This window comes from Hyphomonas sp. (assembly GCF_013823385.1).
Taxonomy (GTDB): Bacteria; Pseudomonadota; Alphaproteobacteria; order Caulobacterales; family Hyphomonadaceae; genus Hyphomonas.
This window is the reverse complement of record NZ_PNMA01000017.1, coordinates 1-24578: the sequence shown is the minus strand read 5'-3', so window position 1 is coordinate 24578 and position 24578 is coordinate 1. Positions and strand designations below refer to the sequence as shown.

At 64.3% G+C, this 24578-nt stretch carries 27 protein-coding genes and 1 pseudogene; 14 read left to right on the top strand and 14 right to left on the bottom strand.

Annotated elements, in window-relative coordinates; all coding sequences use genetic code 11:
- Nucleotides 1–18 precede the first annotated feature (18 nt).
- Nucleotides 19–1413, bottom strand: a complete 1395-nt coding sequence (creD, locus tag C0456_RS11315) for a cell envelope integrity protein CreD (RefSeq protein WP_291051909.1) — start codon at nucleotides 1411–1413, stop codon at nucleotides 19–21.
- A gap of 177 nt (nucleotides 1414–1590) precedes the next feature.
- Nucleotides 1591–1809, bottom strand: a complete 219-nt coding sequence (rpmE, locus tag C0456_RS11310; protein ID WP_011648164.1) for a 50S ribosomal protein L31 — start codon at nucleotides 1807–1809, stop codon at nucleotides 1591–1593.
- A gap of 172 nt (nucleotides 1810–1981) precedes the next feature.
- Between rpmE and C0456_RS11305 the strand changes: the two genes are divergently transcribed.
- The gene (locus C0456_RS11305; protein ID WP_291051907.1) at nucleotides 1982–3814 is read left to right on the top strand and encodes an ABC transporter transmembrane domain-containing protein; all 1833 of its coding nucleotides are present in this window, start codon (nucleotides 1982–1984) and stop codon (nucleotides 3812–3814) included.
- A 4-nt stretch (nucleotides 3815–3818) separates the two neighbouring features.
- Here the strand turns inward: C0456_RS11305 and C0456_RS11300 are convergent, their stop codons facing one another.
- From C0456_RS11300 to C0456_RS11285, 4 genes are all read right to left on the bottom strand, one after another.
- On the bottom strand, nucleotides 3819–3986 hold the full coding sequence (locus C0456_RS11300; protein WP_291051905.1) for a hypothetical protein: 168 nt from the start codon (nucleotides 3984–3986) through the stop codon (nucleotides 3819–3821).
- A gap of 291 nt (nucleotides 3987–4277) precedes the next feature.
- Nucleotides 4278–4853, bottom strand: a complete 576-nt coding sequence (locus tag C0456_RS11295) for a hypothetical protein (protein ID WP_291051902.1) — start codon at nucleotides 4851–4853, stop codon at nucleotides 4278–4280.
- Between the two features lie 341 nt (nucleotides 4854–5194).
- The gene (locus C0456_RS11290) at nucleotides 5195–6694 is read right to left on the bottom strand and encodes an NAD(P)/FAD-dependent oxidoreductase (protein WP_291051900.1); all 1500 of its coding nucleotides are present in this window, start codon (nucleotides 6692–6694) and stop codon (nucleotides 5195–5197) included.
- Nucleotides 6695–6802: 108 nt separating this feature from the next.
- Nucleotides 6803–7624 (bottom strand): inositol monophosphatase family protein, encoded by an 822-nt coding sequence (locus C0456_RS11285; RefSeq protein ID WP_291051897.1) that lies wholly within the window; start codon nucleotides 7622–7624, stop codon nucleotides 6803–6805.
- 169 nt (nucleotides 7625–7793) lie between these two features.
- On the opposite strand from C0456_RS11285, the gene C0456_RS11280 reads away from it, so the two are divergent.
- The gene (locus tag C0456_RS11280; RefSeq protein ID WP_291051894.1) at nucleotides 7794–8105 is read left to right on the top strand and encodes a DUF4282 domain-containing protein; all 312 of its coding nucleotides are present in this window, start codon (nucleotides 7794–7796) and stop codon (nucleotides 8103–8105) included.
- Here the strand turns inward: C0456_RS11280 and thiE are convergent, their stop codons facing one another.
- Nucleotides 8106–8774: a thiamine phosphate synthase gene (gene thiE, locus C0456_RS11275; protein ID WP_291051891.1), complete on the bottom strand. Its 669-nt coding sequence runs from the start codon at nucleotides 8772–8774 to the stop codon at nucleotides 8106–8108.
- Between the two features lie 112 nt (nucleotides 8775–8886).
- Between thiE and C0456_RS11270 the strand changes: the two genes are divergently transcribed.
- Nucleotides 8887–9159, top strand: a complete 273-nt coding sequence (locus C0456_RS11270; RefSeq protein WP_291051889.1) for a DUF2798 domain-containing protein — start codon at nucleotides 8887–8889, stop codon at nucleotides 9157–9159.
- Between the two features lie 18 nt (nucleotides 9160–9177).
- Here the strand turns inward: C0456_RS11270 and C0456_RS11265 are convergent, their stop codons facing one another.
- The 5 genes from C0456_RS11265 to gap form a co-directional block, all read right to left on the bottom strand.
- The gene (locus C0456_RS11265) at nucleotides 9178–9408 is read right to left on the bottom strand and encodes a DUF1272 domain-containing protein (protein WP_291051886.1); all 231 of its coding nucleotides are present in this window, start codon (nucleotides 9406–9408) and stop codon (nucleotides 9178–9180) included.
- A 13-nt stretch (nucleotides 9409–9421) separates the two neighbouring features.
- Nucleotides 9422–9721, bottom strand: coding sequence for a zf-TFIIB domain-containing protein (locus C0456_RS11260; protein WP_291051883.1), 300 nt, complete (start codon nucleotides 9719–9721; stop codon nucleotides 9422–9424).
- Between the two features lie 104 nt (nucleotides 9722–9825).
- Nucleotides 9826–10719, bottom strand: coding sequence for a fructose bisphosphate aldolase (locus tag C0456_RS11255; RefSeq protein WP_291051880.1), 894 nt, complete (start codon nucleotides 10717–10719; stop codon nucleotides 9826–9828).
- A gap of 109 nt (nucleotides 10720–10828) precedes the next feature.
- Entirely contained in the window at nucleotides 10829–12025 is a 1197-nt protein-coding gene (pgk, locus tag C0456_RS11250) for a phosphoglycerate kinase (protein ID WP_291051878.1), read from the bottom strand.
- 99 nt (nucleotides 12026–12124) lie between these two features.
- On the bottom strand, nucleotides 12125–13135 hold the full coding sequence (gene gap, locus C0456_RS11245) for a type I glyceraldehyde-3-phosphate dehydrogenase (RefSeq protein ID WP_291051875.1): 1011 nt from the start codon (nucleotides 13133–13135) through the stop codon (nucleotides 12125–12127).
- Nucleotides 13136–13330: 195 nt separating this feature from the next.
- Here gap and C0456_RS11240 point away from each other — a divergent pair, with 195 nt between their 5' ends.
- On the top strand, nucleotides 13331–14272 hold the full coding sequence (locus C0456_RS11240) for a DMT family transporter (RefSeq protein WP_291051872.1): 942 nt from the start codon (nucleotides 13331–13333) through the stop codon (nucleotides 14270–14272).
- Nucleotides 14273–14682: 410 nt separating this feature from the next.
- Here the strand turns inward: C0456_RS11240 and secA are convergent, their stop codons facing one another.
- A complete protein-coding gene (gene secA / locus C0456_RS11235; protein ID WP_291051870.1) occupies nucleotides 14683–17427 on the bottom strand; it encodes a preprotein translocase subunit SecA in 2745 nt (914 codons plus the stop codon).
- A gap of 181 nt (nucleotides 17428–17608) precedes the next feature.
- Here secA and C0456_RS11230 point away from each other — a divergent pair, with 181 nt between their 5' ends.
- From C0456_RS11230 to C0456_RS11215, 4 genes are read left to right on the top strand one after another with little or no spacing between them, the layout of a single operon-like run.
- Nucleotides 17609–18523: a peptidylprolyl isomerase gene (locus tag C0456_RS11230; protein ID WP_291051868.1), complete on the top strand. Its 915-nt coding sequence runs from the start codon at nucleotides 17609–17611 to the stop codon at nucleotides 18521–18523.
- The gene (gene argJ, locus C0456_RS11225; RefSeq protein WP_291051865.1) at nucleotides 18520–19770 is read left to right on the top strand and encodes a bifunctional glutamate N-acetyltransferase/amino-acid acetyltransferase ArgJ; all 1251 of its coding nucleotides are present in this window, start codon (nucleotides 18520–18522) and stop codon (nucleotides 19768–19770) included. Before C0456_RS11230 ends, argJ begins: the two co-directional genes overlap by 4 nt.
- Nucleotides 19767–20183: an 8-oxo-dGTP diphosphatase MutT gene (mutT, locus tag C0456_RS11220; protein ID WP_291051863.1), complete on the top strand. Its 417-nt coding sequence runs from the start codon at nucleotides 19767–19769 to the stop codon at nucleotides 20181–20183. Before argJ ends, mutT begins: the two co-directional genes overlap by 4 nt.
- Nucleotides 20183–20362 carry a Flp family type IVb pilin gene (locus C0456_RS11215; protein WP_291051860.1) on the top strand — a complete coding sequence of 60 codons (180 nt, stop codon included), beginning with the start codon at nucleotides 20183–20185 and terminating at the stop codon, nucleotides 20360–20362. The genes mutT and C0456_RS11215 overlap by 1 nt, the downstream gene beginning before the upstream one ends.
- A gap of 21 nt (nucleotides 20363–20383) precedes the next feature.
- On the opposite strand, the gene C0456_RS11210 is transcribed toward C0456_RS11215, so the two are convergent.
- The gene (locus C0456_RS11210) at nucleotides 20384–21307 is read right to left on the bottom strand and encodes a methyltransferase domain-containing protein (RefSeq protein ID WP_291051858.1); all 924 of its coding nucleotides are present in this window, start codon (nucleotides 21305–21307) and stop codon (nucleotides 20384–20386) included.
- On the opposite strand from C0456_RS11210, the gene C0456_RS11205 reads away from it, so the two are divergent.
- The 6 genes and pseudogenes from C0456_RS11205 to C0456_RS11180 all read left to right on the top strand — a co-directional run.
- Complete coding sequence (locus tag C0456_RS11205) at nucleotides 21306–22076, top strand: ComF family protein (protein ID WP_291051855.1); 771 nt, start codon at nucleotides 21306–21308, stop codon at nucleotides 22074–22076. The two genes, C0456_RS11210 and C0456_RS11205, sit on opposite strands and share 2 nt — an antisense overlap.
- Before the next feature lie 68 nt (nucleotides 22077–22144).
- Nucleotides 22145–22405 (top strand): glutaredoxin 3, encoded by a 261-nt coding sequence (grxC, locus tag C0456_RS11200; protein WP_291051853.1) that lies wholly within the window; start codon nucleotides 22145–22147, stop codon nucleotides 22403–22405.
- 17 nt (nucleotides 22406–22422) lie between these two features.
- On the top strand, nucleotides 22423–22875 hold the full coding sequence (locus C0456_RS11195) for a DUF1178 family protein (protein WP_291051850.1): 453 nt from the start codon (nucleotides 22423–22425) through the stop codon (nucleotides 22873–22875).
- 98 nt (nucleotides 22876–22973) lie between these two features.
- Entirely contained in the window at nucleotides 22974–23276 is a 303-nt protein-coding gene (locus C0456_RS11190; RefSeq protein ID WP_291051847.1) for an aa3-type cytochrome c oxidase subunit IV, read from the top strand.
- A gap of 122 nt (nucleotides 23277–23398) precedes the next feature.
- Entirely contained in the window at nucleotides 23399–24370 is a 972-nt protein-coding gene (locus C0456_RS11185; RefSeq protein ID WP_291051844.1) for an ABC transporter ATP-binding protein, read from the top strand.
- A pseudogene (locus C0456_RS11180) lies at nucleotides 24370–24578 on the top strand (ABC transporter permease); the annotation flags it as partial. The gene C0456_RS11185 and the pseudogene C0456_RS11180, both read left to right, overlap by 1 nt.

Genomic DNA, 24578 nt, shown 5'->3' with positions numbered 1-24578 from the left:
CGCCAGGGCTGGGAGGTTTCAGCTCATGGCAACCGGTTTCCGGCTGCCATACCAGTCGATGTTCCGTGTGACGAACATGGTGAGGCCGATGGCCGCAAAGCTTGCCAGAGCGCCGGCCAGCAGGGCGAAGCCTTCGGCGCGCATCAGGGCATAGAGCAGCCCGTAAATTGCCGAGAGGATCACTAGTGCCTTGAGGGCGTAATACGCCGACCGGAAAACGCTGGCAGCATAGCCTGAAGTCAGGGCAACCGTCATTCCGGCGGCAAGTGCAAAGGCGCCATCAAATCCGATCCGCTCGGCAAAGGCCAATAGCAGCAGGTAGAAGACCGACTGTGCCAGACCCACAAGCAGATACTGCGCCGGGTGCGCGCGTGCCGCGCTCATGATTTCCAGCAGAAAGTAGGCAAGGAAAACGAGGCCCACGAACATGACACAGTATTTCAGGGCACGTTCCACGCTCTGATAGGGGTTGGCTTCCCGCATGAACCGGACACCCATCTCACGCTGGTTCTGCGATGTGACATCGGCAAGATTGAGGTCTGTTCCGGAACCCGGAATGCCGCGCGCCAGATAGGCAACTCTCCAGGCGGCTTCAAATCCGGTTTCCGCCTTGCCGGCGGTATGCGTCAGCGGAAGAACGCCGCCGGTGAAACTCGGGTCCGGCCAGTTGCTGGAGAGGCTGAAGGATGTGTCCTTGGCAAAGGGGCCGACTGTCAGCCGTTCGGCGCCGCTGAGCTTCAGCTGACTTGTCACCGTCAGCGGGCCGGTTGCCGTATCAAGGTTGATGAGCCGGGCACCCGCAAGAGAAACCGAAGCGCGCGGGGCGATGGCAAAGCTGCCCGGTTCCCTGGTCTGGGGGTCCACGGGCTCCATCATCAGCTTGCGGCCGTTTACCGTGACCGCAACTTCGTCCCGAATGCCCCGCGTGTCGCTGACGCCGGTCAGCAGGCGGGCCTCATGCCAGAGGGGAACGGCGTCGCGGGGTAGTGTATCCCGGATCGCATTTGTATCGAACCGGGCTGTGAAATGGATGCCCGCTTCAAACACCGGAATGAGGTAGAGCCCGCGTTTGCGCTCTTCCACCTTGACCTCAGCGGTGGCGCTGCCTGTCTCGGGATAGATCACAGCGATGCCATAGGCTTTCTGCTGCCCACGCTGGGCGGATGGGGCATGCTCGAACGGAACCGAGATGACCGGCCCAAGCACGGCTTGTTGCCCGCCAACGCCATCACTGACGGCCGCGAAAGCTTGCATCTGGCCGAGCGTGCGTTCGCGTACCACGCTGTAAATGAAGAGCGCCGGGATCGCCATCAGCAGGGCGAGGCCGCAGACAAGGATCAGTTTCAACCCCGCTGAGCGCTCCGGCAGAGGCAGGGTGAACGGGGAAGGCAAATCAGGGGACGGTTCGGTCATGAGACATATCCAGATGAGAAAGAGGAGTGAGCCTCTTCCATCCGGAGTGAGCGGGTCATTGCGAGGGCGCGGCCATGTCAACTTCCGGAAGAATCGTGATTTCTTCGGGGCAAAGAAAAAACCCCGGCCAGAAGGCCGGGGTTTTTCACGCTACACATCGCGTAGAAGCAGAAAGCCTTACACGAAGCCTTTGAACTTGTCCTTGAAGCGCGAAACGCGGCCGCCGCGGTCCAGGGACTTGCCCTCGCCGCCGGTCCAGGCCGGGTGCACTTTCGGGTCGATGTCGAGCACCATGCGGTCACCCTCTTTGCCCCAGGTGGAACGGGTCTGGTACTCGGTGCCATCTGTCATCACCACGGTGATGAAGTGATAGTCGGGATGCCCTTCTTTTTTCATGGCCTGGGCCTCTCTCTCATAAACGGTTCGCAACGGGTTGACGCAGCTGGGTGCGCTGGCATGTCTCAGCCGGAATTAGAAGTGGGCCGTATAAGGGAAAGGCTTGGCGCCCGCAAGAGGCGCTGACAGGGATTCGGCGCCCGCCGGTCCGAAAGGGAGAAACGACAGGCCGATGGCCGATTCCAGCCCCAGTATCGTGGATGATCGCCGCACAACCCTGCCTGAAGGCGGGGAAGCCATTGCCCGTCCGCGCGGACGCAGCCTGAAGCCGCTGGCGCTGCTATGGCCCTATGCCCGGCGGCACTGGATCACGGTTACCGTGGCCCTGGTCTTCCTGGTGGCCGCGGCCGTGCTCAGCCTGGCGATCCCCATGCTGCTCGGCCGGGCAGCCGATGCCGGGCAGCGGGCAGGGCAGGACCCGGCGCTGCTCAAGGCGCTGATCGATCAGGCCTTCCTCTGGGTGTTTGCGGCCGCCGTCGGCTCGGGCATCCTGGGCGCGATCCGCTTCTATTTTGTTGCCCGCTTCGGCGAACGGATTGCCGCTGACCTGCGCCGGGACATTTATGCCCATCTCCTGAAGCTCTCGCCTGCCTATCACGCCAAGATGCGCTCGGGCGAAGCCGTCTCCCGGCTGACGGCGGACATCACGCTCCTGGAGACGTTCCTCGGATCGTCGGCCTCACTGGCGGCGCGAACGCTGATGACAACCACCGGCGCGCTGGCGCTGATGCTGGCGGTGAACTGGCAGCTGGGACTGACGCTGCTGGCGATGTTGCCGGTGGCGATCCTGCCGGTGATGATCATCGGGCGGACGATCCGGAAGATGTCCAACCAGGCTCAGTCGCGCCTGGCGGACGCGGGCGCAGAAGCGGCCGAGACGCTCGACTCCATCGAGCTTGTCCAGGCCTATGGCCGCGAGGCGGGCCAGCTTTCGGCCTTTGAGCGCGCAGTGGAGGCAACCTTTGCCGCCGCGATGCGCCGGACGGGCGCGCGGGCGATCATGATCGTGCTGGTTTCCGTTCTGCTGTTCGGCGGCTTTACCGGCGTTCTGTGGCTGGGCGCGCGGGCGGTGGCGAGCGGCGAGATGAGCTTTGGCGATCTTGCCACGATGGTGCTTTATGCCGCTTATGCCGGATCGGGCTTCGGGATGCTGGCGGAAGTCTATGGCGAGGTGATGCGGGCAGCCGGCGCAGCGGACCGGGCGGCCGAAGTGCTGCGCGCAGTGCCGGAGATTTCCGCCCCGGCCAATCCCAAGCCGCTGCCCGCCAAGGGGCCTGGCGCGCTGACCTTTGACAGGGTGTCGTTCCGCTATGGCGAGGAGAGCGTGGCGGCGCTGGAAGACTTCTCGCTGGATGTGAAGCCGGGGGAGTTTGTTGCCCTGGTGGGGCCAAGCGGGGCGGGGAAGACGACCGTGTTCCGGCTGGCGCTGCGCCTGTTTGATCCGCAGGCGGGGCAAATCCGGCTGGACGGCGTGGCATCGACGGAGGCCGAGCCGCATGACTGGCGCCGGTGTTTCGCCTATGCGCCGCAAGAGGCCGCGCTGTTCACCGGCTCGGCCGCCGACAATATCCGCTTTGGCGACGAGCGCGCCGATGACGCGATCCTTGAGCAGGCCGCGCGGATGGCCGAAGCGATGGGCTTCCTCGATGAAAAGGAAGGCCTGGCGACCGAGCTTGGGCAGAAGGGGCGCAGCCTTTCGGGCGGCCAGCGCCAGCGGATTGCGCTCGCCCGGGCACTGGTGCGCAATGCGCCGGTGCTGCTGCTGGATGAGGCGACCTCGGCGCTCGATTCCGAAAGCGAAGCGGCCGTACGCCGGGCGATCGAGAATGCCGCCGAAGGGCGCACGACGATCGTGATCGCCCACCGCCTGTCCACCGTTCGCCGGGCCGACCGTATCCTGGTGATGGAGCATGGCCGGATCGTCGAAGAGGGCACCCATGACAGCCTTGTGGCGCAGGGTGGGCTCTATGCGCGGCTGGCGGAACTTCAGTTCACGGAGCGCTGAAGGCTCAGCCCAGCAGCTTCTTCCGGTCGCGCTTCAGGGCGCCGTCAAGGGAGAAGGAAAAGGCGAGGGACAGGATCAGCGGCACCCAGATCGGCAGGTTGCCGAGACCGGGCGTTTCCAGCGCCGCGGCGAGATGATCATCCACACACCACCATAAAAGCCAGAGCCACATCGGGAACCTCCTTCGGGTTGAGAGGGAGAGTTTAATCTGAGGGGGCGGGAAGGGCTATGGGCTTCATTTGCGGTCTCCATTCATCGTCATCCTCGATGCGCGCGAGCGCATCTGAGGGCCCATTTCCTTACCCTTCCCCTTGCGCCTGCGTCACCGGCAGGAGCTGGGCCCTCAGATGGCCTTTGGCCATCGAGGGTGACGAGGGTTCGCTTTGTGCCTTACATGCAGCGCTCTTATCCTCCCCTGCGAAGCGGGGGAGGTGGATTGCGCGCAGCGCAAGACGGAGGGGGCCTAGCCGCTGTTGATCCCGGCCCAATCCTGCGGCCGGGCTTCTTCATCCAGGCGGAGCAGCAGCGCATCGGTCCAGGGTGGCAGGCGGCGGATGATGTGGCCGGGGACGGGCAGATCCTTCAGGACGCGGCCCTTCCGCCTGCGGAGCATCCGGGCGAGGCGCAGGGCGTGTCTTTCCGGATGGTTGAGCACGAGCGCGAGGCGCCGGGCGGCCTCCATCATCAGCGCCCATTGCACGAAGGGGGTGTCTGCGCCGTCTGACTTTGAGGCGGTGCGAGCGAGGCGCGTTTCTTCGATGAGACGGAAGAGGGCTTCGCGGCGCGCCTTGTTTGTCCTTGGAGTTTCGTTGTAGTTTTTCGGGGAAACGCCAACGGCGCGTTCGGGGAGGATGATGTCAGCGGCGAGCACATGGATGTAGCGGCGCACCAGGGCGGTGGCGGCGATGAGCTGGGCGCGGGCGTCCGCAGCGATCTTGTGGAAGTGTTCCGGCACCGCCTCGCGCAGCAGGGTCCGCAACGCGCCGAGCAGGGCAGCGATGCGGGTCCAGAGTTCCGGGCGGGGCGCGGTGATGTCCATGCGCGGAGGATGGGGGCGTTGAGGACCCGGTTGGATAAGTTTCCCAAAAAACTTCTCGGCCGTCTTCCCGGTTTTGCCGGAGGCAAAGACCGGGATCCAGATAGAGCTTTGTTTTGCTGGGCTTTCTGGGTCCCGGATATTTGCTTCGCAAATTCCGGGATGACGGGGCGAGCGGTGCACGGAGGGAGGATAGGGCTGGATTTATCCCCCCTCCGTCTTGCGCCAAGCGCAATCTACCTCCCCCGCTTCGCAGGGGAGGTGCCCGGAGGGCGGAGGGGGAAGTGGCAAACGCAGCGATGGCGGTGCATTGCGCTGCGCTTAATGCACCCTACGGATCGCGCTTACTCCGCCGCTTGCAGGGCGGGTTTTGCCGGGGCGGCCTTTGCGGGGATGTGGAACTGCATGACGCCGTCTTCGATGGGCAGCTCGCGGAGGTTCTTGCGGTCCACGAAATAGTTCTGGTTGAGCTTCCAGGGTGCCTCTGTGTGCTGGCGGGGGAACTGGTCCATGACGCGCTGGAAATAGCCTGAGGAGAAGTCGACGAATGGCTCGGTCTCGTTCGGGAAGGCGGCGAGATAGGGCATGGCCGAGGTGGCGCCCTTTTCGTCCATCAGATTGATCAGGCGGCTGACATATTCGCTGGTCAGGTCTGCTTTCAGCGTCCAGGAGGCGTTGGTGTAGCCGAAGGTGACCGCAAGGTTTGGCACGTTCGACAGCATCACGCCCTTATAGTTGAGCAGGCGGCCGGGATCGACCTTGGCCCCGTCGAGCGAGACTTCCACCCCGTTCATGAAGACAAGGTTGAGGCCGGTGGCGGTGACGATGATGTCGGCTTCCAGCTCCTTGCCCGATTTCAGCAGGATTCCTTTTTCCGTGAAGCGCTCGATATGGTCGGTCTCGATGCTGGCCTTGCCGGATTTCAGGGCGTTGAACAGGTCAGAGTCCGGAACAAGGCAGAGGCGTTGCTCCCAGGGATTATAGGCCGGGTTGAAGTGTTTATCGACGTCATAATCGGGCCCGAGTTCCTCGCGCACCATCTTGAGCAGACGTTCGCGGGCTGCGGCCGGGTCTGACCGGGTCTTGCGGAAGAAGAATTGCTGAAAGGCCACGTTCCGCCAGCGGATGAGATTATAGGCCCACTGATCGGGCAGGATCTTGCGCAGGAAATTGGCGAGGCCATCGACGGCCGGGCGGGAAACCACATAGGTCGGCGAGCGTTGCAGCATGGTGACATGGCCAGCCTTCTCCGCCATCGAGGGCACCAGCGTCATGGCGGTGGCGCCAGAGCCGATGACGACGACCTTCTTGCCCGAATAGTCGAGGTCTTCGGGCCAGTGCTGGGGATGGATGATCTGTCCCCGGAAGGCAGCTTCGTTCGGGAATTCGGGGCGGTAGCCCTCGTCATAACGGTAGTATCCGCCGCACATGAACAGGAAGCGGCAGGTGGTCTTTTCCTGCGCGCCGGTTTTCACGTTTTCGCTGGTGACGGTCCAGGCCTGATCGGCGCTCGACCAGTTGGCGGCGACGATTTTCGTGTTGAAGGAGATGTTCTTGCGGACGCCGTATTCATCGGCGGTGTCGTTCACGTATTTGCGGATGGAGGGGCCGTCGGCGATGGCCTTGGCCTCGGTCCAGGGTTTGAAATTATAGCCCAGCGTGTGCATGTCCGAATCCGAGCGGATGCCGGGATAGCGGAAGAGGTCCCAGGTGCCGCCGATGGCGTCTCGCGCCTCATAGATGCGGTAGCGCTTGCCGGGGCTGCGCTTGGTGAGATGCACGGCAGCGCCAATGCCGGAGAGGCCGGCGCCGATGATGAGGATGTCTGTGTCGAGCTGGGTCATGGGGCCGGAGACTACGCGATTTTGCGTAGAATGAAATAGGTGACGCGGGCGTCACGTTAATTTAACCGGCAGTATCCGTGCAAATTCCTTGGGCCAGCGCCCGGAAAATCAGACCTTGGCAGCCTTGCCGAAGGAGCCGGCATGGCGCAGCTGTTCCCTCACGCCGGGCACGATGTCTTCATTACCGGCGAGGATGTTGCCGGTTTTCATCACATCGCCGCCTTCGATTTCCTCGACGATGCCGCCTGCTTCGCGCACCAGGACGATGCCGGCGGCGATGTCCCAGGGCTTCAGGCCGCGTTCCCAGAAGGCGTCAAACCGGCCCGCGGCGACCCAGGCGAGGTCGAGCGCGGCCGAGCCATAGCGGCGGATGCCGGCGGTGACGGGCGTCATGGCGGCCATTTCACGGGCGAAGGTGATGTGGCTTTCCTCGCTCTTGCCCATCCAGGGCGTGCCGGTGGCGACAACCGCTTCGCCGAGCTTCTTGCGGGCGGCCACGCGCAGCTTGCGCTGTTCCAGCCAGCAGCCACGGCCGACTTCGGCCCAGAAGATCTCGTTCTTGGCGACATCGAACACGACGCCGGCAAACGGCCTGCCATCGCGCTCCAGGCCGATGGAGACGGCGTAATGGGGCTGGCCGTGCATGAAATTCAGCGTGCCATCCAGGGGGTCGACGATGAACTTGTTCGACTTGTCGGTGCCTTCGACGATACCGCGCTCTTCCATCAGGAAGCCATAGCCGGGGCGGGCCTTGGTGAGGCTGGTATAGATGATCTCTTCGGCGCGCATGTCGGCGCTGGTGACGAAGTCGGCCGGGCCCTTGCGGGAGACCTGCAGGTTTTCAACCTCGCCGAAATCGCGCGCCAGGCTGCGGCCTGCAGCGAGGGCGGCGGCGATCATCACGGCTCCAACGGGAGAGGGTTTCGACATGGGAACGTCTCGTCTAGGCGCATTTCTGGCGGAAACGGGGGGCGTAAGCCTTTGATCGCTCAGGGTCAAGGCGCCGGAGTGTTAACGGGCCCTCGGGGGCTCAAGGTGGTTGCCGTAAGCGTCAACTCCCGGCACTGTGGCCTCTCATGAGCAAAGGAGGGCTGAAGACATGCTCACTCAATTCCTGTCATTCGACAAGCTGATCGGCACCCGGCTGATCACCATCCTCTACTATCTGGGGCTGATCGGTATCGCCCTGGGCCTGATTGCCGGCGTTCTGTCGGGGCTTGGCACCATGGTGAGCTTCAGCTTTTTCGGCGGCATCGGCATGGTGATCGGATCGCTGATCGGGGCGGCCCTGGGCCTGCTGTTCTGGCGCTTCATCTGCGAGATGTACATGCTGCTGTTCCGCATGGCCGATGACCTGCGGGACATCAAGACCGCCAAGGGCGTCCCGCCGGTGGTGCCGCCGGCCGTCTGATCAGGGCGCCAGCTCGTCGAAGATCGCGTTGAAGGCCCTGACCGCTGCGGCAGGGCCTTCTTCATGGTCCCAGATGCCGCTGGAAACGGCGAGGAAGTCCGCCCCGGCGGTGACCAGCGGGGCGGCGTTGGACACCTTGATGCCGCCGATGGCGACGCAGGGGATCAGCATGGCGGCCTGCCAGACTTCCAGAAGCTCCAGCTCGGCGGGCACCGTGCCTTCCTTGGTGGTTGTGGGGTAGAAGGCCCCGAAGGCGACGTAATCGGCCCCGTCCTCGCCGGCCTGCATGGCGCGGTGATAGGAGTTCTTGGCGGTGGCGCCGATGATGGCGTCCGGCCCCAGCAGGTTGCGGGCGGTCTTCACCGGCATGTCATCCCAGCCGACATGTACCCCGTCGGCGCCGAGGTCCCGGGCAAGCTCTGCGGAATCATTGACCAGCACGGCCACGCCCGCTTCCTGCGCCATGGCAGTGACAGCGCGGCCAACGTCGCGCGTGGCCTGCATATCTACCATGCCGTCCGGGCCCTTGAGGCGCAGCTGAAGCGAGGCCACATCCCCGGCGCGGAGGGCGTCCTCCAGTGATTTTCCGAAGGCCTGAACATCGCCGATCTGCGGCGGTGTGATCAGATAGAGGCGTGTGCGGGCGCGGGGTGGGGCTTTGTCAGACATGGCAGCAGCCTCTGGCGCCCCGGCCACGGGAAGTCAACGGAAGGCGTAGACCTCGCGCAGCAATGGTAATAAGTTCCAAAATGGAACTATTCTATTCCGGGATACTGACCCCATGACCAAGAAACTGCCCGTCCGCCTGTTCCAGCCCCTCTTCGGCCTGTTCATGGCCTTCTTCATGAGCTTCCTGATGTCGGGCGCCATCACGGCCATCAATGTCGGCCTGCCGCCGGATTTCGTCAGCCGCTGGATGCATTCCTGGGGCCTAGCCTTCATGCTGGCCTATCCGGCGATCCTGATCGTCGCGCCACTGGCACGGCGGCTGGCGCTGAAATTCGTGGAGTCGCCCTTTTCGCCCGCCGCGCCCGTGGCCGGCACCAAAGGCTGATACGGGGGGAAGGGGACGCTACCCCTTCTTCAGCACGCGTTTCGTGCTGGCGGGATTTTTCGCCAGCGCGGCGCCCCGGCGCATCGGGCGGGGTTCCAGCTCGCCCCGGCAATTGGGGCAGATCCCGTCGAGATCGCCATCGGCGCATTCATCGCAGAAGGTGCATTCGAACGAGCAGATGAAGGCGCCGGGTTCATCCGGGGGCAGATCACGGTCGCAGCATTCGCAGTTCGGGCGCATTTCCAGCATGGGTCTGGTGTCCTCAGAAGTCGAACAGGTCGCTCAGGAAGCTTTCGCGCTTGTAGCGTTTGCCCTTCCGGTATTTCCAGTCGTCATCATCATCATCGCGGCTGCGGAAGCGATCTTCGTCGCGGAAATGTTCCGGGCGGTGGGCTTCGGGGTGCGGCGCCGAAGGGGCGGGGATGACGGTGGCGGCGCGGTCGATGATCTTGTCGAGTTCGCCCCGGTCCAGCCACACGCCCCGGCATTTGGGACAATAGTCGATCTCGACGCCGGAGCGCTCCGCAATCACGAGGGTTTCATTGTCGACGGGGCATTTCACGGCGTCAGTCCTCCAGAAACAAGAAAGCGCAGCAGGGGCCTGCTGCGCTTCCTGAAATGGGGGCAGTTGCGCCCGCCTCAAGGGCCGAGCCCTGCGGCAAGCGGTCAGCCTGCCTTGGAGGCTTCGCAGATGCAGTCGATCGTTTCCCCGAGCACGGCGTCGAAATCGCCGTCTGCCTGCTGGGCCGAAAGGCCTTCGGTCAGCGCGCGGGAGAAGGAGGCGATGATGCCGGTATTTTCCGAAAGTCGGCGGTTGGCTTCCTCGCGGCTGTAGCCGCCCGACAGGGCCACAACGCGCATCACGCGGGGATGGTCGACCAGCGGCTTGTAGAGGTTGGCTTTCTCCGGCAGCGACAGTTTCAGCATGACCTGCTTGTCATGACCCAGGGCGTCGAGCTGTTTCAGGATCTCGGCCAGCAGGATCTCTTCAGCCTCTGCCTTGTCGGCGATGGTGATGGTCACTTCCGGCTCAATAATCGGCATCAGGCCGTGGCCGAGGATCTGGCGGCCGACATCAAACTGCTGGGCAACGACGGCAGCGATTCCTTCTGCATTGGCGGCATTGATGACCGAGCGCATCTTGGTTCCGAAGATGCCCTTGGCAACAGCGCGTTCGAGCAGGGTGTCCAGCTCCGGCATCGGCTTCATCAGCTGCACGCCGTCTTTCTCGTCGGCGAGGCCCTTGTCGACCTTCAGGAAGGGAACGACCTGACGCTTCGTCCAGAGATATTCTGCGGTCGGAATGCCGTCGATCTCGCCCTCCATGGTGCGCTCGAACAGGATGGCGCCAACGACCTTCTCGCCGGTGAAGGCGGGGGATTTGATGATCCGGGCGCGCATCTGGTGGATGAGGGCGTACATTTCCTCATCATTGTTATAGGCGCTTTCCTGGATGCCATAGAGGCGCAGGGCTTTCGGAGTCGAGCCGCCCGACTGATCGAGCGCCGCGATAAAGCCAGGCTTTTCGGCGACCTGTTTCGCCATTTGTGCGTTCATCATGATGTTTGTGTCCCGGTAGGTTCGTTCGTTGGTGGCTAACTGACTTGGATTCTTGTCCGCTTTGTGGCGCCCCTTGCAAGAACGGCGCCGCGAAGCAGTCAGGTGGCGGCTATTTGAGCAGGGCGGTGACGCCCGGAAGCTCCTTGCCTTCCATCCATTCCAGGAATGCTCCGCCTGCGGTGGAGACGAAGGTGAAATCATCTGCCACGCCCGCATGGTTAAGCGCGGCAACCGTATCCCCGCCGCCGGCCACGGCCACCAGCTTGCCGGACTTGGCAAGGCCGGCAGCAGCCTCGGCCAGCTTCACGGTGGCGGTGTCGAAAGGCGTCAGTTCGAAGGCGCCGAGCGGGCCGTTCCAGATCACGGTTTTGGCGCGGGAGAGAGCACCGGTCAGATGGCGGATGGTTTCGGCGCCCGCGTCGAGCACCATTTCATCGGCCGCAATATCGCTGAGGCCGCAGGTACGGTTTTCGGCGTTCGCCTTGAATTCCCTGGCCACCACCACATCGCGCGGCAGCAGGATCTCGCAGCCGGCTGCCTTTGCAGCCGCCTGAATCTCGCGGACGGTTTCGGCGAGGTCATGCTCGCAGAGCGACTTGCCGACATTCACGCCATCTGCGGCGAGGAATGTGTTGGCCATGCCGCCCCCGATGGCCAGCATGTCGACCTTCGAGACGAGGTTTTTCAGGAGGTCGATCTTGGAGGAGACCTTCGCGCCGCCAACGATGGCCATCACCGGGCGTTCGGGCTGGCCGAGCGCCTTGTCGAGTGCGTCGAGTTCGGCCTCCATCGTGACACCGGCATAGGCGGGCAGCAGGTCTGCCAGCACGGCCGTCGAGACATGGCGGCGGTGGGCGGCGGAGAACGCGTCGTTGACATAGAGGTCGCCAAGCGCGGCGATTTCCCTGGCCAGGTCTGCGTCGCCCTTTTCCTCGCCCTTGTAGAAGCGGGTGTTCTCCAGGAGGATCACGCCGGCGGGCGGAAGCTCGGCAATCGCCTGTTTCACATGATCGCCCTTGCAGTCGGCAATGAAGCTGACATTGGCGCCGAGCACCTTGGCGAAGGCGCCGGCGATGGGGGCGAGGCTCATCTCGGCAACACGCTCGCCCTTGGGGCGGCCGAAATGAGCGAGCAGGGCGACCTTGGCGCCCGCGGTGCGCAGGGATTGGACCGTATCGACGGCGGCGCGCAGGCGCGTATCGTCCGTCACCAGACCATTTTCCATCGGCACGTTGAAGTCGACGCGGACCAGCGCGACCTTGCCGGTGAGGTTTCCTGCGTCAGGAATGCGTTTGAAGGCGGGCATCGCGTATCTCCGGTCACCCCCGCCAGGGCGGGGGCGCGTGAAGGGTTACATGCCGCGCGAGGCCCCCGCCTTCGCGGGGGCGAGCGGCGGGGGAGGGGCTTAGATCAGCTTCGCCATCGCAAGGGCGGTGTCGGCCATGCGGGTCGAGAAGCCCCACTCATTGTCATACCAGGTCATGATGGAGACGAAGTTGCCGTCCATCACCTTGGTCTGGTCGAGGTGGAAAATAGAGGAGCGGTCGTCATGGATGAAGTCCGACGACACGTTCGGGACTTCGGTGTAGCCGAGGATGCCCTTCAGCGGGCCGGCATCAGCGGCGGCCTTGATGGCGGCGTTGATTTCTTCCGGCGTAGTGGCTTTCTTGGCGACGAATTTCAGGTCAACGACCGACACGTTCGGGGTCGGCACGCGCACCGAGATACCGTCGAGCTTGCCCTTCAGTTCCGGCAGCACGAGGCCGACGGCCTTGGCGGCGCCGGTCGAGGTCGGGATCATCGACAGCGAGGCGGCGCGGGCCCGGTAGAGGTCCTTGTGCATCTGGTCGAGCGACGGTTGGTCGTTCGTGTACGAATGGATCGTCGTCATCATGCCTTTTTCGATGCCGACGGCCTTGTGCAGGACCTGGGCGACCGGGGCGAGGCAGTTGGTGGTGCACGACGCGTTGGAGACGACGGTGAATTCTTTCTTCAGCTTGTCATGGTTGACGCCATAGACAACCGTGAGGTCTGCGCCATCAGCTGGGGCCGAAACCAGCACGCGCTTGGCGCCGGCGGCGAGGTGGGCGGAGGCCTTGTCCTTGGAGGTGAAGATGCCGGTGCATTCCATCGCGATATCCACGTCGAGTTCGCGGTGGGGCAGATCCTTCGGATCACGGATGGCCGTCACGAGGATTGGCTTGCCATTGATGACAATCTTGTCACCATCGACCTTCACATCCGCCGGGAAACGGCCATGTACCGAATCGAAGCGGAGCAGGTGGGCATTGGTTTCGACGGGTCCGAGATCGTTGATGGCCACCACTTCGATATCGGTGCGTCCATGCTCGATGATCGACCGAAGAACCAGGCGGCCGATGCGGCCGAATCCGTTGATGGCTACACGAACGGTCATCTTTATTTCTCCTCTTGGGCGAGCAAATTCACAGGCTTGCGCCCCTTTAAATGGGTGTGTCCGCCCCGTCCACCCCGCACTGTGCGGCACCGCGACGCGAAACGGGACAAACAGGATTTCCGCCTTGCTGCTTGCAAGCTGCGTGCTAGTCCGGAGGGGAGACAGGCGGCGCAGAGACGCGGCTGGGAGACAACGATGACAATGCCCGGAACGGCGCAGTCAGGCACCGGACGCCGCCCTCTGGCCGTCTGGATCATCTTCACCGTGCTGACAATTCTGTGGGCCGGGGCCTATGGCCTGACACGCATTGCTGTTGGCAAGGACACCGCCGAAGGCCTGCCCCCCGAATGGGTACTCCCCGGCCGGCTGACCGGCGGGGCGGTGTTCCTGCTGATCCTGATGTTCGCGCTCGAAAAGCGCCTGCCGCCGCTGAGCGACCGGCGCCGCTGGGGCGTCATCATCGCCATGGGGGTCATCGGCTCGCTGATCCCCTTCTTCCTGATCACCGTGGCCCAGCAAACGGTCGATTCCAGCCTGGCCGCGCTCTACACCGCTGCGGCGCCGGTGTTCGTGACCCTGGGCGCCAGCCTGCTGTTTGCCGCAGAGCGCATGACCCGGAACACCGGCCTTGGCATCCTGCTCGGCTTTGCCGGTGTGGTGGCGCTGTTCGGCCCGGACGCGGTCCGCCATTTCGGCTCGGCCAGCATGACGGCGCAGCTGCTGCTTCTGCTGGCGACGCTCGCCTTCTCGGCCAGCACGCTGATCGCGCGGGCTGCCCCGCCGATGGAGGCAATCCCGATGGCGGCGGGGTTCATTTCCGTTTCGGCGGTGCTTTCCTGGCCGCTCGTGTTCACCGTCGATCCGGCCACGGTTTCGGCAGACTGGCATCATTGGGCGGCGGTGGCGGGGCTCGGCCTTGGCCCCTCGGGGGTGGCGCAGGTGCTCTACATGGCGCTGGTGGCGCGGGCGGGGGCGACGTTCCAGTCGCTGACGGGCTATTCGGTGCCGGTGGCGGGGGCAGCGTTCGGCTGGCTGTTCTTCCGCGAGACCCAAAGCTGGAATGCGGGCCTTGCCCTGGCGCTGATCCTCGGCGGAGTATGGCTCGCCCGGCGCGGCGGGCGGGGCAAGATGGGCTGAGCTTGTCCACCGGATAAGCGCTCGCCCCTCAGGGGAATTTTGCGGGGGCCCTCAGAGGGAAAAAGACGCAAAAAAACTCCAACGAAAACTCCAACGGCTGGCCCGAAAACTCCAACCGGGCGCCAACCGCTACCCGGTTTTGACCGGGGCTTTGAACGGGCAGCGGGTCCATCGTTTGGCGTTCTCCCGCGTAGGGAGGTCTCCCCCCTGAAGCGGGGGAGGGGCTTCGTTTTCCGGGAGGGGTGCTTCTTTTCCGCTGCCCCGCCCTCCTCGTCACACCCGATGCGCGTCAGCGCATCCGGGTGCCCATCTCCAGATAGATCGGGAGAGCGGCGCGGGCAGGAGATAGGCTCCCAGATGGCCTTCGGCCATCGGGAGTGACGAACCGGAGATCCCGGTTATTCGGCCTATCAGGCCTTCTGCGGAACGATGGCGCCGTGGCAGTATTTGTATTTCTTGCCCGAGCCGCAGGGGCAGGGGGAGTTGCGCGGCGTGTTGGACCAGTCGTCTTCGGCCTGGTGCAGCGGCGGGCCGGGCGGCGGGGTGGTGTCGTCCGGGTCCATCTCGTTGATGCCGGTATCGGGATCGAGCTTGGTCTCGTGGATCTGCTGCGGCGGCTGGGCGCGCGGCGGCGGGGCCACCGGCTGGGGCTGCTGGGCCGGGGCCTGCTGCACGCGGATATGCATCAGCGAGCGGGTGACCGTGGCGCGCAGTTCGCTCAGCAGGCTGTCGAACAGGTTGAAGGCTTCGCGCTTGAACTCGTTGAGCGGATCGCGCTGGCCATAGGAGCGCAGGTGGATCACCGAGCGCAGCTGGTCGATCTGCTGGAGGTGTTCGCGCCAGCGCAGGTCGAGCACCTGAAGCAGGAACTGTTTCTCGATGCGGCGCATCTGCGGCGCGCCGATCTGCGCAATGAGATCGGCATAATGGGCATTGACGGCCTCACGGATGCGGCCGGCGATTTCCTCATTGGCCACGCCCTCTTCGGCGGCCCAGTCGCGCACCGGAAGTTCCAGGGCGAGGTCTGACCGCAGGCTTTCCTCAAGCCCGGCGATATCCCATTGCTCCGCATACGCCTTTTCCGGCATCGTGCGGGAAACGAGCGCCTCGATGACGCTTTCGCGCATGTCCTCGATCACATCGGAGACATCATCGGAGCGCAGGAATTCCATGCGCTGCTCGAAGATGGCCTTGCGCTGGTCGTTGATCACGTCGTCATATTTGAGGACGTTCTTGCGGATCTCGAAGTTGCGTTCCTCGATCTTGCGCTGCGAGGTTTCCATCGCCTTGTTCATCCAGGGATGGGTTATGCCCTCATCTTCCTTGATGCCGAGGCGGCGCATCACGGCGTCCATCCGGTCGGCCGCGAAGATGCGCATCAGATCGTCTTCGATGGAGATGTAGAATTTCGATTTTCCGGGGTCGCCCTGACGGCCCGTCCGGCCGCGCAGCTGGTTGTCGATGCGGCGGCTTTCGTGACGCTCCGTGCCCAGAACATAGAGGCCGCCCGCGTCCAGCGCCTGCTTTTTCTTGACTTCGATATCTGCCTTGATCTGCGCGCCGAGCAGCGAGATTTCGCCTTCCGACAGGGCGCGGCCAAGGGCCTTTTCCTTTGCGGTGCGCTCATTTTCGAGGCGCATGTCATAGTTGCCGCCGAGCTGGATGTCGGTGCCGCGGCCGGCCATGTTGGTGGCGACGGTAACGGCGCCGGGCACGCCGGCCTCGGCCACGATGAAGGCTTCCTGCTCGTGATGGCGCGCGTTCAGCACCTTGTGCGGAATGCGCTGCGCGGTGAGGAGGTGGGAGAGGAGTTCGGATTTCTCGATCGAGGCGGTGCCGAGCAGGATCGGCTGGCCCTTGGCATTGGCCGCGCGCACTTCCTTTATGATCTCGGCATATTTTGCCTTGGCGGTGCGGTAGACGACATCATCCTCGTCCAGGCGGCGCACGGGCCTGTTCGTGGGCAGATCAACCACTTCCAGCTTGTAGATGTCGGCAAATTCGGACGCTTCGGTCAGCGCGGTGCCGGTCATGCCGGCGAGCTTCTTGTAGAGGCGGAAATAGTTCTGGAAGGTGATCGAGGCCAGCGTCTGGTTTTCCGGCTTGATCTCGACGCGCTCTTTCGCCTCGATGGCCTGGTGCAGGCCTTCGGAGAGGCGGCGGCCTTCCATCATCCGTCCACTGAACTCGTCGATCAGCATCACCGAATCGTCCTTGACGATGTAGTCCTTGTCCCGCGAATAAAGCTTGTGAGCGCGCAGGGCCTGGTTTGAATGGTGAACGAGGGTGATGTTCGAGGGCTCCCAGAGCGAGCCTTCCAGCACGCCCATCTCGGTGAGCCATTCTTCCATCTTCTCGGTGCCGGTTTCGGTGAAGACGACCGAGCGCTGTTTCTCGTCCAGCTCGAAATCACCCTCTTCCAGGCGCGGGATCAGGCTGTCGACCGCCATGTAAAGCTCGGAGCGGTCATCGGTCGGGCCGGAGATGATCAGCGGCGTGCGCGCTTCGTCGATGAGGATGGAGTCCACCTCGTCGACGATGGCGTAATGGTGGCCGCGCTGGGCCATCTGGTCCAGCGAGTATTTCATGTTGTCGCGCAGATAGTCGAAGCCGAACTCGTTGTTCGTGCCATAGGTGATGTCGGCGGCGTAGCCGGCCTTGCGCTCGTCCTCGGAGATGCCGTGGACGATCACGCCGGTCGACATGCCGAGGGCGGCATAGATGCGGCCCATCCAGTCAGCGTCGCGGCGGGCGAGATAGTCGTTGACGGTGATGACGTGGACGCCCTTGCCTTCAAGGGCATTGAGATAGGCGGCGAGGGTGGCCACCAGCGTCTTGCCTTCGCCCGTGCGCATCTCGGCGATGGCGCCGGAATGCAGGATCATGCCGCCCATCAGCTGCACATCGAAATGGCGCATGTTGTTGACGCGCTTGGCCGCTTCCCGGACGACCGCGAAGGCTTCTTCCAGCAGGCTGTCGAGGGTGGCGCCATCAGCCAGGCGCTTGCGGAACTCTGCGGTCTTGCCCTTGAGGGACTGGTCCGACAGCGCCTCCATGATCGGCTCGAGTGCGTTGATCCGGTTTACCCGCGCCTGAAGCGGCTTGAGTTTACGGTCATTGACCGTACCGAAAATCTTGCGAGCTATGGAAAGCATATAAGCAGCACCAACCAGTTCGGGTGAAAATTTCTAATCCTGCCAGACATCTTACAGGACTTTTCCGGGTTCTCCCACCGCGCTTTCACCGGATGAAACCACTCGACCAGCGCGCGGGGCAGACTTAAGAACGCCGCCAAAGGGTGTCAATGCGGCGCCTTCAGCCAGAGAGGTGTGGCCCATGACCCGGCGGCGCGCTGATTTTACTGTCCTTTGTACCGCCCTGGCGGCGCTGGCGCTGGCCGGTTGCTCGCAGGATGGCTTCCAGCTGGACGAGAAGCAGAGGCGGGAAGTGAGCCGCGAGGTGGCGGCCCGGGTCAATGGCGAGGCGATCTATACGGCGGATGTGGAACTGGAAGCCGTGGCGCGGGGGCTGGTGGTCTCCGGCGCGGCGCTGCGCAGCGGGGACGAGGCCTACAAGCAGGTGCTCGACCAGCTGATCGACCAGAAGCTGATGGCGCAGGAAGCCCACCGGCTGGGGCTGGAGAAAGACCCCGCCGCCCAGCGCCGCCTCGAAATGGCGCAGGAGCGGATCATGGGCAACCTTCTTGTGGAAAGCGTGGTGGCCCAGCAGGTGACCGACGAGATCATCGACAAGATGTATGCCGAGCAGGTGCGCCTGCAGCAGGTCAATGATCAGGTGTCGGTGGCCCATATCGTCACCGATACGGAGGAGGAGGCCGAGGCCGTCTGGCTGCGCGTGGAAGCGGGCGAGCCGTTCGAGAGCCTCGTCTTCAACCATTCCAGGGACAGCGCCACCCGGATGGAGAATGGGGACCTGGGCTATGTCGCGCCCAATGATCTGCCCGATCCCTATCCGGTGGTGATTGCCAATACGGCGGTGGGCGAAGTCTCGCCGCCATTTGAAGTGGAGGGCAGCTGGCGCATCCTGAAGGTCAAGGACCGCCGCACCGAACCGCCCAAGACGCGCGAGGAGATGCGGCCGGAGATCGCCACCTTCCTGACGCTCAGTGAAGTCAGCCGCATTCTCCGCCGCCTGCGTACCGAGGCGAATATCGAGAAGGTGGATGGCCAGACCTATACGCCGGAAAGCGCGCCCGCCCCGGCCAAAGCCCTTACCGGAGATGAACTGTGAACCTGACCCCTTCGCCTTTTGCCCCTGCCGCTTTTCCGGCGCTTCCGGCTGTGCGCGGCCTCAAGGCCGCCGCCGGCAGCCGCGGCTTCTATGCGCGCCGGGGCATCACGCGCGATGACGTGTTCCTGGTGGTGTTCGACCCCGGCACGGCTTGCGGCGGGGTGTATACCCGCTCGCTGACGGCCTCGGCGGATGTGCGCTGGTGCCGGCAGGCGCTGGAGCAGGGCGGGGGGCAGGCGGTGGCGCTGGTGGCCAATTCGGGCAACTCCAACGCCTTCACTGGGCCCAAGGGCGCGGCGAAGAATGAGGCGACCCTGGCAGCGCTGACCCAGACCCTCGGCGTGAAGAAGGAGCATTGCTTCCTCGCCGCCACCGGTGTCATCGGCGAGCCGCTGTCTGACCCCAACTATGTGGGCGCCTTTGTGCCGGAGCTGGCCGGGAAGCTCGGCGCGCCGGATTGGGAACGCCTGGCGCGCGCCTTCATGACGACCGACACCTATCCCAAGGGCGCGGGCACGGTGGCCAGCATTGACGGCACCGAAGTGCGCTTTGCCGGCATCGCCAAGGGCTCGGGCATGATCGCGCCGAACATGGCGACGATGCTGTCCTACGTCTTCACCGATGCGGCCATCGCGCCGGAGCTGCTGCAAACCGCGCTGAAACAGGTGGCCGACGAGACGTTCAACTCGATCACGGTGGATGGCGACACCTCCACCTCCGACACGCTGATGGTGTTTGCGACCGGGGCGAGCGGCATGGCGCCGGTCACCTCGGAAGAAGACCTCCGCTTCCGCGCCTTCACGGCCGCGCTGAAAGAGGTTTGCCTCGACCTTGCCATGCAGGTGGTGAAGGACGGGGAAGGGGCGAGCAAGGTGGCCACCATCACCGTGGAAGACGCTGCGTCCCCCGCTTCGGCCAAGAAGATTGCCTGCGAGATTGCCAACTCGCCCCTCATCAAGACCGCGATGGCGGCGGGCGACGCCAACTGGGGCCGGATCGTCATGGCGGTCGGCAAGGCGTATGAGCCGATCGAGCTGGACCGTCTCGCCATCTGGTTTGACGATGTTCAGGTGGCCGAAGGCGGCGCGCGCGCGCCCAATTATGATGAGGCCGCTGCCAGCGCCGTATTTGCCAAAAGCGAATTCGCGATCCGCGTTTCGGTTGGCGTGGGCACCGGCCGGGCGACGGTGTGGACCTGCGATCTCACCCATGGCTATGTCGACATCAACGGCGCCTACCGGACATGAGCCGGCGCCTGCTGCTGGTCGTTGCGGCCGCGCTGATCGATGAGAAAGGCCGCATCCTTCTGGCCCAGCGCCCGGAGGGCAAGCAGCTGGCCGGGCTGTGGGAGTTTCCGGGCGGCAAGATCGACCCCGGCGAAACGCCGGAGGCCGCGCTGGTGCGGGAACTGGCCGAAGAGCTGTCGATTACGGTTAAGGAAGAGGAACTGAAGCCGCTGACATTTGCGAGCTTCACTTACCCCGACTTTCATCTGTTGATGCCATTGTATGCTTGTGAGAGCTGGACCGGGGTCCTCCATCCGCGCGAAGGGCAAGCCATCGCCTGGGTAGAGCCTGCAAGGCTGCGAGATTATCCGGCGCCACCAGCAGACCTCCCCCTGTTCGACTGGCTCATGGACCAAACCTTTGCGGAGCGATGATGCGCCTGTTCAAATCCCGTATGCGCCAATGGGCGAAAGACGAACGTGGCGCCACGGCCATTGAGTACGGGCTGATCGCCGGGCTCATGGTCCTCGCCATCATTGGCAGCCTCTACTCCTTCGGGGACGCCAATGACGAAATATACAAGACAATCGAAGAGAACCTCGTCGGCATCTGAGCGGTCCGGTCAGGGCGCCTTTCAGCCTTCACTGCCCGGCTCGCCCGCGCGGCGCACAGCGTCTGCCATGCTGGCCTTCGCGCTTCCGGGTTTCAGCGGCTGAGGCTGCCCCGGTGCCGGCGCCCAGCCTGACAGGTGAACGATCTCGAACGTCGCGCGCACGCGGCCATCAGGATCAGAGAACCGCTCCCTGTAAAGATCCATCGCCCGCGCCAGCACCCGCCGGGGCAGCGGCCGGCTGACCCCGCGCGTGAAAGCGGCGCGCTCGCCCATCCCCTTGAGATCACGCAGCAGACCCTCCGGCGTCTTGTAGCGAACGGTCACCGTATCGCGGTCGGCCACCGGCAGGGCAAAGCCCGCGCGCTGGAGGAGGCCTGCCATGTCCCGCAGGCCGGGCAGGGGGGAGAGGCGGGGGCTGAGGCCGCCGGTGAGGTCTGTTTCCGCCTCGGTCAACACCTCGCGCAGCTCTGCCAGCGTGCCGGCCCCGAACAGTGCGCCGAGGAAGAGGCCATCGGGTTTCAGCACGCGGCGGATCTGGACGAGGGCGCCCGGCAGGTCGTTTACCCAGTGAAGGGTGAGGGGCGAGATAACCAGATCGAAACGTTCCGTTCCGAATGGCAGGGCTTCCTCATCGGCGAAGACCGCTTCCAGGCCGCTGGTGGCCGCGGCCTTCAGGAAGAGGTCCGCGGTGTCGCCGACGATGACCGATTTTGTCCGGTTTTGTCCAAGAAGTGTCCGGGAAAGTCCGCCCTCTGCCCCGCCCAGTTCCAGCATTGTCTCGAAAATGCGCGGCGTGTCGGCCACCCGCGTTTCAAGATCGCTCGACACGCGGGCGCGCAGGAAGTCATAGTCCGGATAGTGGCGGGCAAAGGCCTGGCGCCGCCGGCGCAGCTTGTCGCGGTCGAAGATCTGCGGCGGGGACGGGGATTGAGGGGAGGGGGGCATGAGCGGGGATATGAAGGCTGGCGCGCTCGCGGCCAAGAGCCTATTCCGCCAGACACGGGATTTCCTCTGGCCGCCGCGCTCCCTGATCAGCGGCGACCGGGGCGAAGGCGCCGGGCCGCTCAGGCCCGACGAGTTCACAAAAATCCGTTTCATTACAGACCCCGTCTGCCATCGCTGCGGCGCCCCGCAGGCGTATGATGCCGGGCCGGAGGCCGAATGCCCTGCCTGCATCGCCCGGCCGCCCAGATGGGGCCGGGCGCGCGCGGCCTTTGTGTATGACGACATCTCCCGCCGCCCGGTGCTGGACCTGAAGCGCGCCGGCCGCCGCGACGGGCTGGACATCCTCGCCGGCTGGATGCTGCAGGCGGGCGCCCCGCTGGTGGAGGAGGCCGATCTGATCGTGCCCGTGCCGCTGCACTATACCCGCCTCGTGATGCGGGGCTTCAACCAGTCCGCCTGGCTGGCCCAGGCCATCGGGCAGGCCTCCCGGCGGCGTGTCTGCGTCGACGGGCTGAGGCGTACGCGGCGTACACCCAGCCAGGCGGGCCTCTCGACCCGCGCGCGGCGGCGGAACGTGACCGGCGCCTTTGACGTGCGCCCCTCCCGCCGCAAGCTGGTGGAAGGCAAGCGCGTGCTGCTGGTGGATGACGTGCTGACGACCGGGGCGACGCTGAATGCGTGCGTGCGGGCCCTGAAACGGGCAGGCGCGCGGCAGATCGACGTTCTGGTGCTGGCGCGCGTTGTCCGGGCAACGGATGTCACCATATAACCGCTTGATGACACTTCGGGCCCAGACTGTCCGGAAATGTCCAGGTTTTGACGAAAGGAGTTCGCGCCATGGCCAAGGTTACGATCTACACCCGCCAGTTCTGCCCGTACTGCACCCGCGCCGTGGCCCTGCTCAAGGAAAAGGGCGCCGACTTCAAGGAAATCGACGCTGGCATGGATCCCAAGCTGCGCGAAGAGATGATCCAGCGCTCCAATGGCGGGCGCACCTTTCCGCAGATCTTTGTGGGCGAGACGCATATCGGCGGCTGCGATGACATGATGGCGCTGGAGCGGGCCGGCAAGCTCGATCCGATGCTGGCGCAGGCCTGAAGGGCGGAGCGTTCGCGGTGATTCTCTACGCGCTGATCTGTGGTGACTGCGATCACGAGTTCGAGGGCTGGTTTGCCAGCTCCGAAGCGTTTGACCGCCTGGCCAAGCGCAAGCAGATCGATTGCCCGGAATGCGGCGGCCACAGGGTGGGTAAGCAGATCATGGCGCCGGCCGTGCGCCCGTCGGACAAGGCGCTGCCGGGCAAGATGGATGAGGAGGCGCTGGTGAAGGAATTTGTCCGGCGCGCCCGCGAACATGTCTCGCAGAACTTTGATTATGTTGGCGAAGATTTCGCCGAAGAGGCCCGCGCCATCTATTATGGCGAGCAGGATCACCGCCCGATCTGGGGTGAGACGACGCCGGAGGAACGCGAAGCGCTGGCAGAGGAAGGCATCCCGGCGATGCCGCTGCCCGCGCCGTTTGCGCCAAAGCCGCCCAAATCCGCCAAACGTAAACAGCCGCTCAATTGATGGCGCGCGCTTTGCCGCGCTTGAACGTGGCAGAGGGCTTGGGTAGAAGGCGGCCTGTCAGTAATCTGAAGTCACAATCTGTAGTCGGGGAGGCCCTCATGGCGAGCCAGGAATATCATCGCGGTGAAATGGACATCCACGGCCAGAAAGCGACCTGGGATGGCTTCATCACCGGCTCCACCTGGGGTTCGCTGATCACCATCATGGTGGTGGGCTATGCGACCCTGGCAATTGCCATTGGCCTCAACTGGGTGGTTGCCCTCGGCCTGATGGCGATCCTCGGCTTCGGCGCCGGCCTGTTCCTGAACCTCGGCGGCCGCTGGATGGCGACCGTTGTGGTGATGATCGGCCTCGCTCTGGTGGTGCAGGCCTTCATCTGGCTGTTCGGCGTTCTTCTCTAGCAAACGCCTGAGGAATTTGAGGGCGCGGTTAACGCCGCCGCAAAGCCTTCTGCCGCATACCCTCTTGAACTTTATCGAAACTCGCTAAAGTTGAGAGTCTGTCCGGTTCTGGGAGGCCGCTTTTGAGCGACGCGCCACTTATCCTGTCACACGCGACCAAGCGGTTCGGCGCATTCACCGCCGTCAATGACCTGTCATTCGAGGTGCCTGCCGGGCAGATTGTCGGCTTTCTGGGTCCCAACGGGGCGGGCAAGTCGACCAGCCTGCGGATGTCGCTGGGCGTGATGGCGCCGGATGAGGGCGAAGTGCGCCTGTTCGGCGCGCGGCCGGAGCTGAAGAACCTGAAGCGCGTAGGCTTCCTTCCAGAGGAACGCGGCCTCTACAAGAAGATGACCGCGCGCGATACGATCACCTATTTCGGCCGCCTGAAGGGCCTCAGCGCCAGTGACGCGCGTGCCCGGGCCGATGAGCTGCTGGAGGCGACCGGCCTCGGCAAGTTCCGCACGACGCGCATTTCCAAACTCTCCAAGGGCATGGCGCAGAAGGTGCAGATCCTCTCCACGCTGGCCCACCGCCCGGATTTTCTCATTCTCGATGAGCCCTTCTCCGGCCTCGACCCGATGAACCAGCAGACGCTGGAAGATCTGATCCGGGCCGAACATGCGCGCGGGGCAACGATCCTTTTCTCCACCCATGTGATGGAACATGCCGAACGGCTGTGCGACCGGATCGTGATGCTGGCGCGGGGCCGCAAGGTGCTCGATGGCACGCTGGAAGACGCCTATGCCACGCTGGGCAGCGGGGCGCGGATTACACTGGAGCCGGGCTTTGATCTCGCCGCGGCGCTGGCGCCGAAAGGCTTTGGCGTTCACCGCGCCGCCGACAAGGGGCCGGGTGAAGCTTGGCGGGTGGATCTGGCGCCCGGGCAGGGGCCGCAGGACGCGCTGCGCGCCGTGCTGGAGGCGGGCGCGCCGATTATCGGCTTCCAGCCGGAAGAAGCGCGGCTGAGGGATGTGTTTGTCTCGCTGGTAGGCGAGGCGGAGGCGGCAGCGCTGGACGCGCCCGCGATGCCGGCGGAAGGGGAGGTTGTCTGATGCGCAACATCTATCTGGTCTTCCGGCGCGATTATCTTGGGTATGTCAAAGCCTGGGGCTTCTGGCTGAGCCTGGCGGCGGTGCCGCTGTTCCTGGTCATTGGCGCGAGCTTTGGCTATTTCGCGGCCACCGCTTCGCCGGTGCGCTATTTCGCGGTGGTGGAGCCAAGCCGCGTCTATGCCGATGCCATCGAGGGGGAGTTCCAGCG

What these genes read in the sequence shown, in the direction of transcription:
- C0456_RS11265 (WP_291051886.1), bottom strand. Translation starts at nt 9,408, where the DNA reads ATGCTGGAAATGCGCCCGAACTGCGAATGCTGCGACCGTGATCTGCCC.
- C0456_RS11205 (WP_291051855.1), top strand. Translation starts at nt 21,306, where the DNA reads ATGAGCGGGGATATGAAGGCTGGCGCGCTCGCGGCCAAGAGCCTATTC.
- C0456_RS11215 (WP_291051860.1), top strand. Translation starts at nt 20,183, where the DNA reads ATGCGCCTGTTCAAATCCCGTATGCGCCAATGGGCGAAAGACGAACGT.
- C0456_RS11285 (WP_291051897.1), bottom strand. Translation starts at nt 7,624, where the DNA reads ATGTCGAAACCCTCTCCCGTTGGAGCCGTGATGATCGCCGCCGCCCTC.
- mutT (WP_291051863.1), top strand. Translation starts at nt 19,767, where the DNA reads ATGAGCCGGCGCCTGCTGCTGGTCGTTGCGGCCGCGCTGATCGATGAG.
- gap (WP_291051875.1), bottom strand. Translation starts at nt 13,135, where the DNA reads ATGACCGTTCGTGTAGCCATCAACGGATTCGGCCGCATCGGCCGCCTG.
- C0456_RS11300 (WP_291051905.1), bottom strand. Translation starts at nt 3,986, where the DNA reads ATGTGGCTCTGGCTTTTATGGTGGTGTGTGGATGATCATCTCGCCGCG.
- C0456_RS11295 (WP_291051902.1), bottom strand. Translation starts at nt 4,853, where the DNA reads ATGGACATCACCGCGCCCCGCCCGGAACTCTGGACCCGCATCGCTGCC.
- C0456_RS11210 (WP_291051858.1), bottom strand. Translation starts at nt 21,307, where the DNA reads ATGCCCCCCTCCCCTCAATCCCCGTCCCCGCCGCAGATCTTCGACCGC.
- C0456_RS11280 (WP_291051894.1), top strand. Translation starts at nt 7,794, where the DNA reads ATGCTCACTCAATTCCTGTCATTCGACAAGCTGATCGGCACCCGGCTG.
- thiE (WP_291051891.1), bottom strand. Translation starts at nt 8,774, where the DNA reads ATGTCTGACAAAGCCCCACCCCGCGCCCGCACACGCCTCTATCTGATC.
- C0456_RS11270 (WP_291051889.1), top strand. Translation starts at nt 8,887, where the DNA reads ATGACCAAGAAACTGCCCGTCCGCCTGTTCCAGCCCCTCTTCGGCCTG.
- C0456_RS11290 (WP_291051900.1), bottom strand. Translation starts at nt 6,694, where the DNA reads ATGACCCAGCTCGACACAGACATCCTCATCATCGGCGCCGGCCTCTCC.
- C0456_RS11190 (WP_291051847.1), top strand. Translation starts at nt 22,974, where the DNA reads ATGGCGAGCCAGGAATATCATCGCGGTGAAATGGACATCCACGGCCAG.
- C0456_RS11240 (WP_291051872.1), top strand. Translation starts at nt 13,331, where the DNA reads ATGACAATGCCCGGAACGGCGCAGTCAGGCACCGGACGCCGCCCTCTG.
- C0456_RS11255 (WP_291051880.1), bottom strand. Translation starts at nt 10,719, where the DNA reads ATGATGAACGCACAAATGGCGAAACAGGTCGCCGAAAAGCCTGGCTTT.
- pgk (WP_291051878.1), bottom strand. Translation starts at nt 12,025, where the DNA reads ATGCCCGCCTTCAAACGCATTCCTGACGCAGGAAACCTCACCGGCAAG.
- C0456_RS11305 (WP_291051907.1), top strand. Translation starts at nt 1,982, where the DNA reads ATGGCCGATTCCAGCCCCAGTATCGTGGATGATCGCCGCACAACCCTG.
- rpmE (WP_011648164.1), bottom strand. Translation starts at nt 1,809, where the DNA reads ATGAAAAAAGAAGGGCATCCCGACTATCACTTCATCACCGTGGTGATG.
- C0456_RS11230 (WP_291051868.1), top strand. Translation starts at nt 17,609, where the DNA reads ATGACCCGGCGGCGCGCTGATTTTACTGTCCTTTGTACCGCCCTGGCG.
- secA (WP_291051870.1), bottom strand. Translation starts at nt 17,427, where the DNA reads ATGCTTTCCATAGCTCGCAAGATTTTCGGTACGGTCAATGACCGTAAA.
- grxC (WP_291051853.1), top strand. Translation starts at nt 22,145, where the DNA reads ATGGCCAAGGTTACGATCTACACCCGCCAGTTCTGCCCGTACTGCACC.
- creD (WP_291051909.1), bottom strand. Translation starts at nt 1,413, where the DNA reads ATGACCGAACCGTCCCCTGATTTGCCTTCCCCGTTCACCCTGCCTCTG.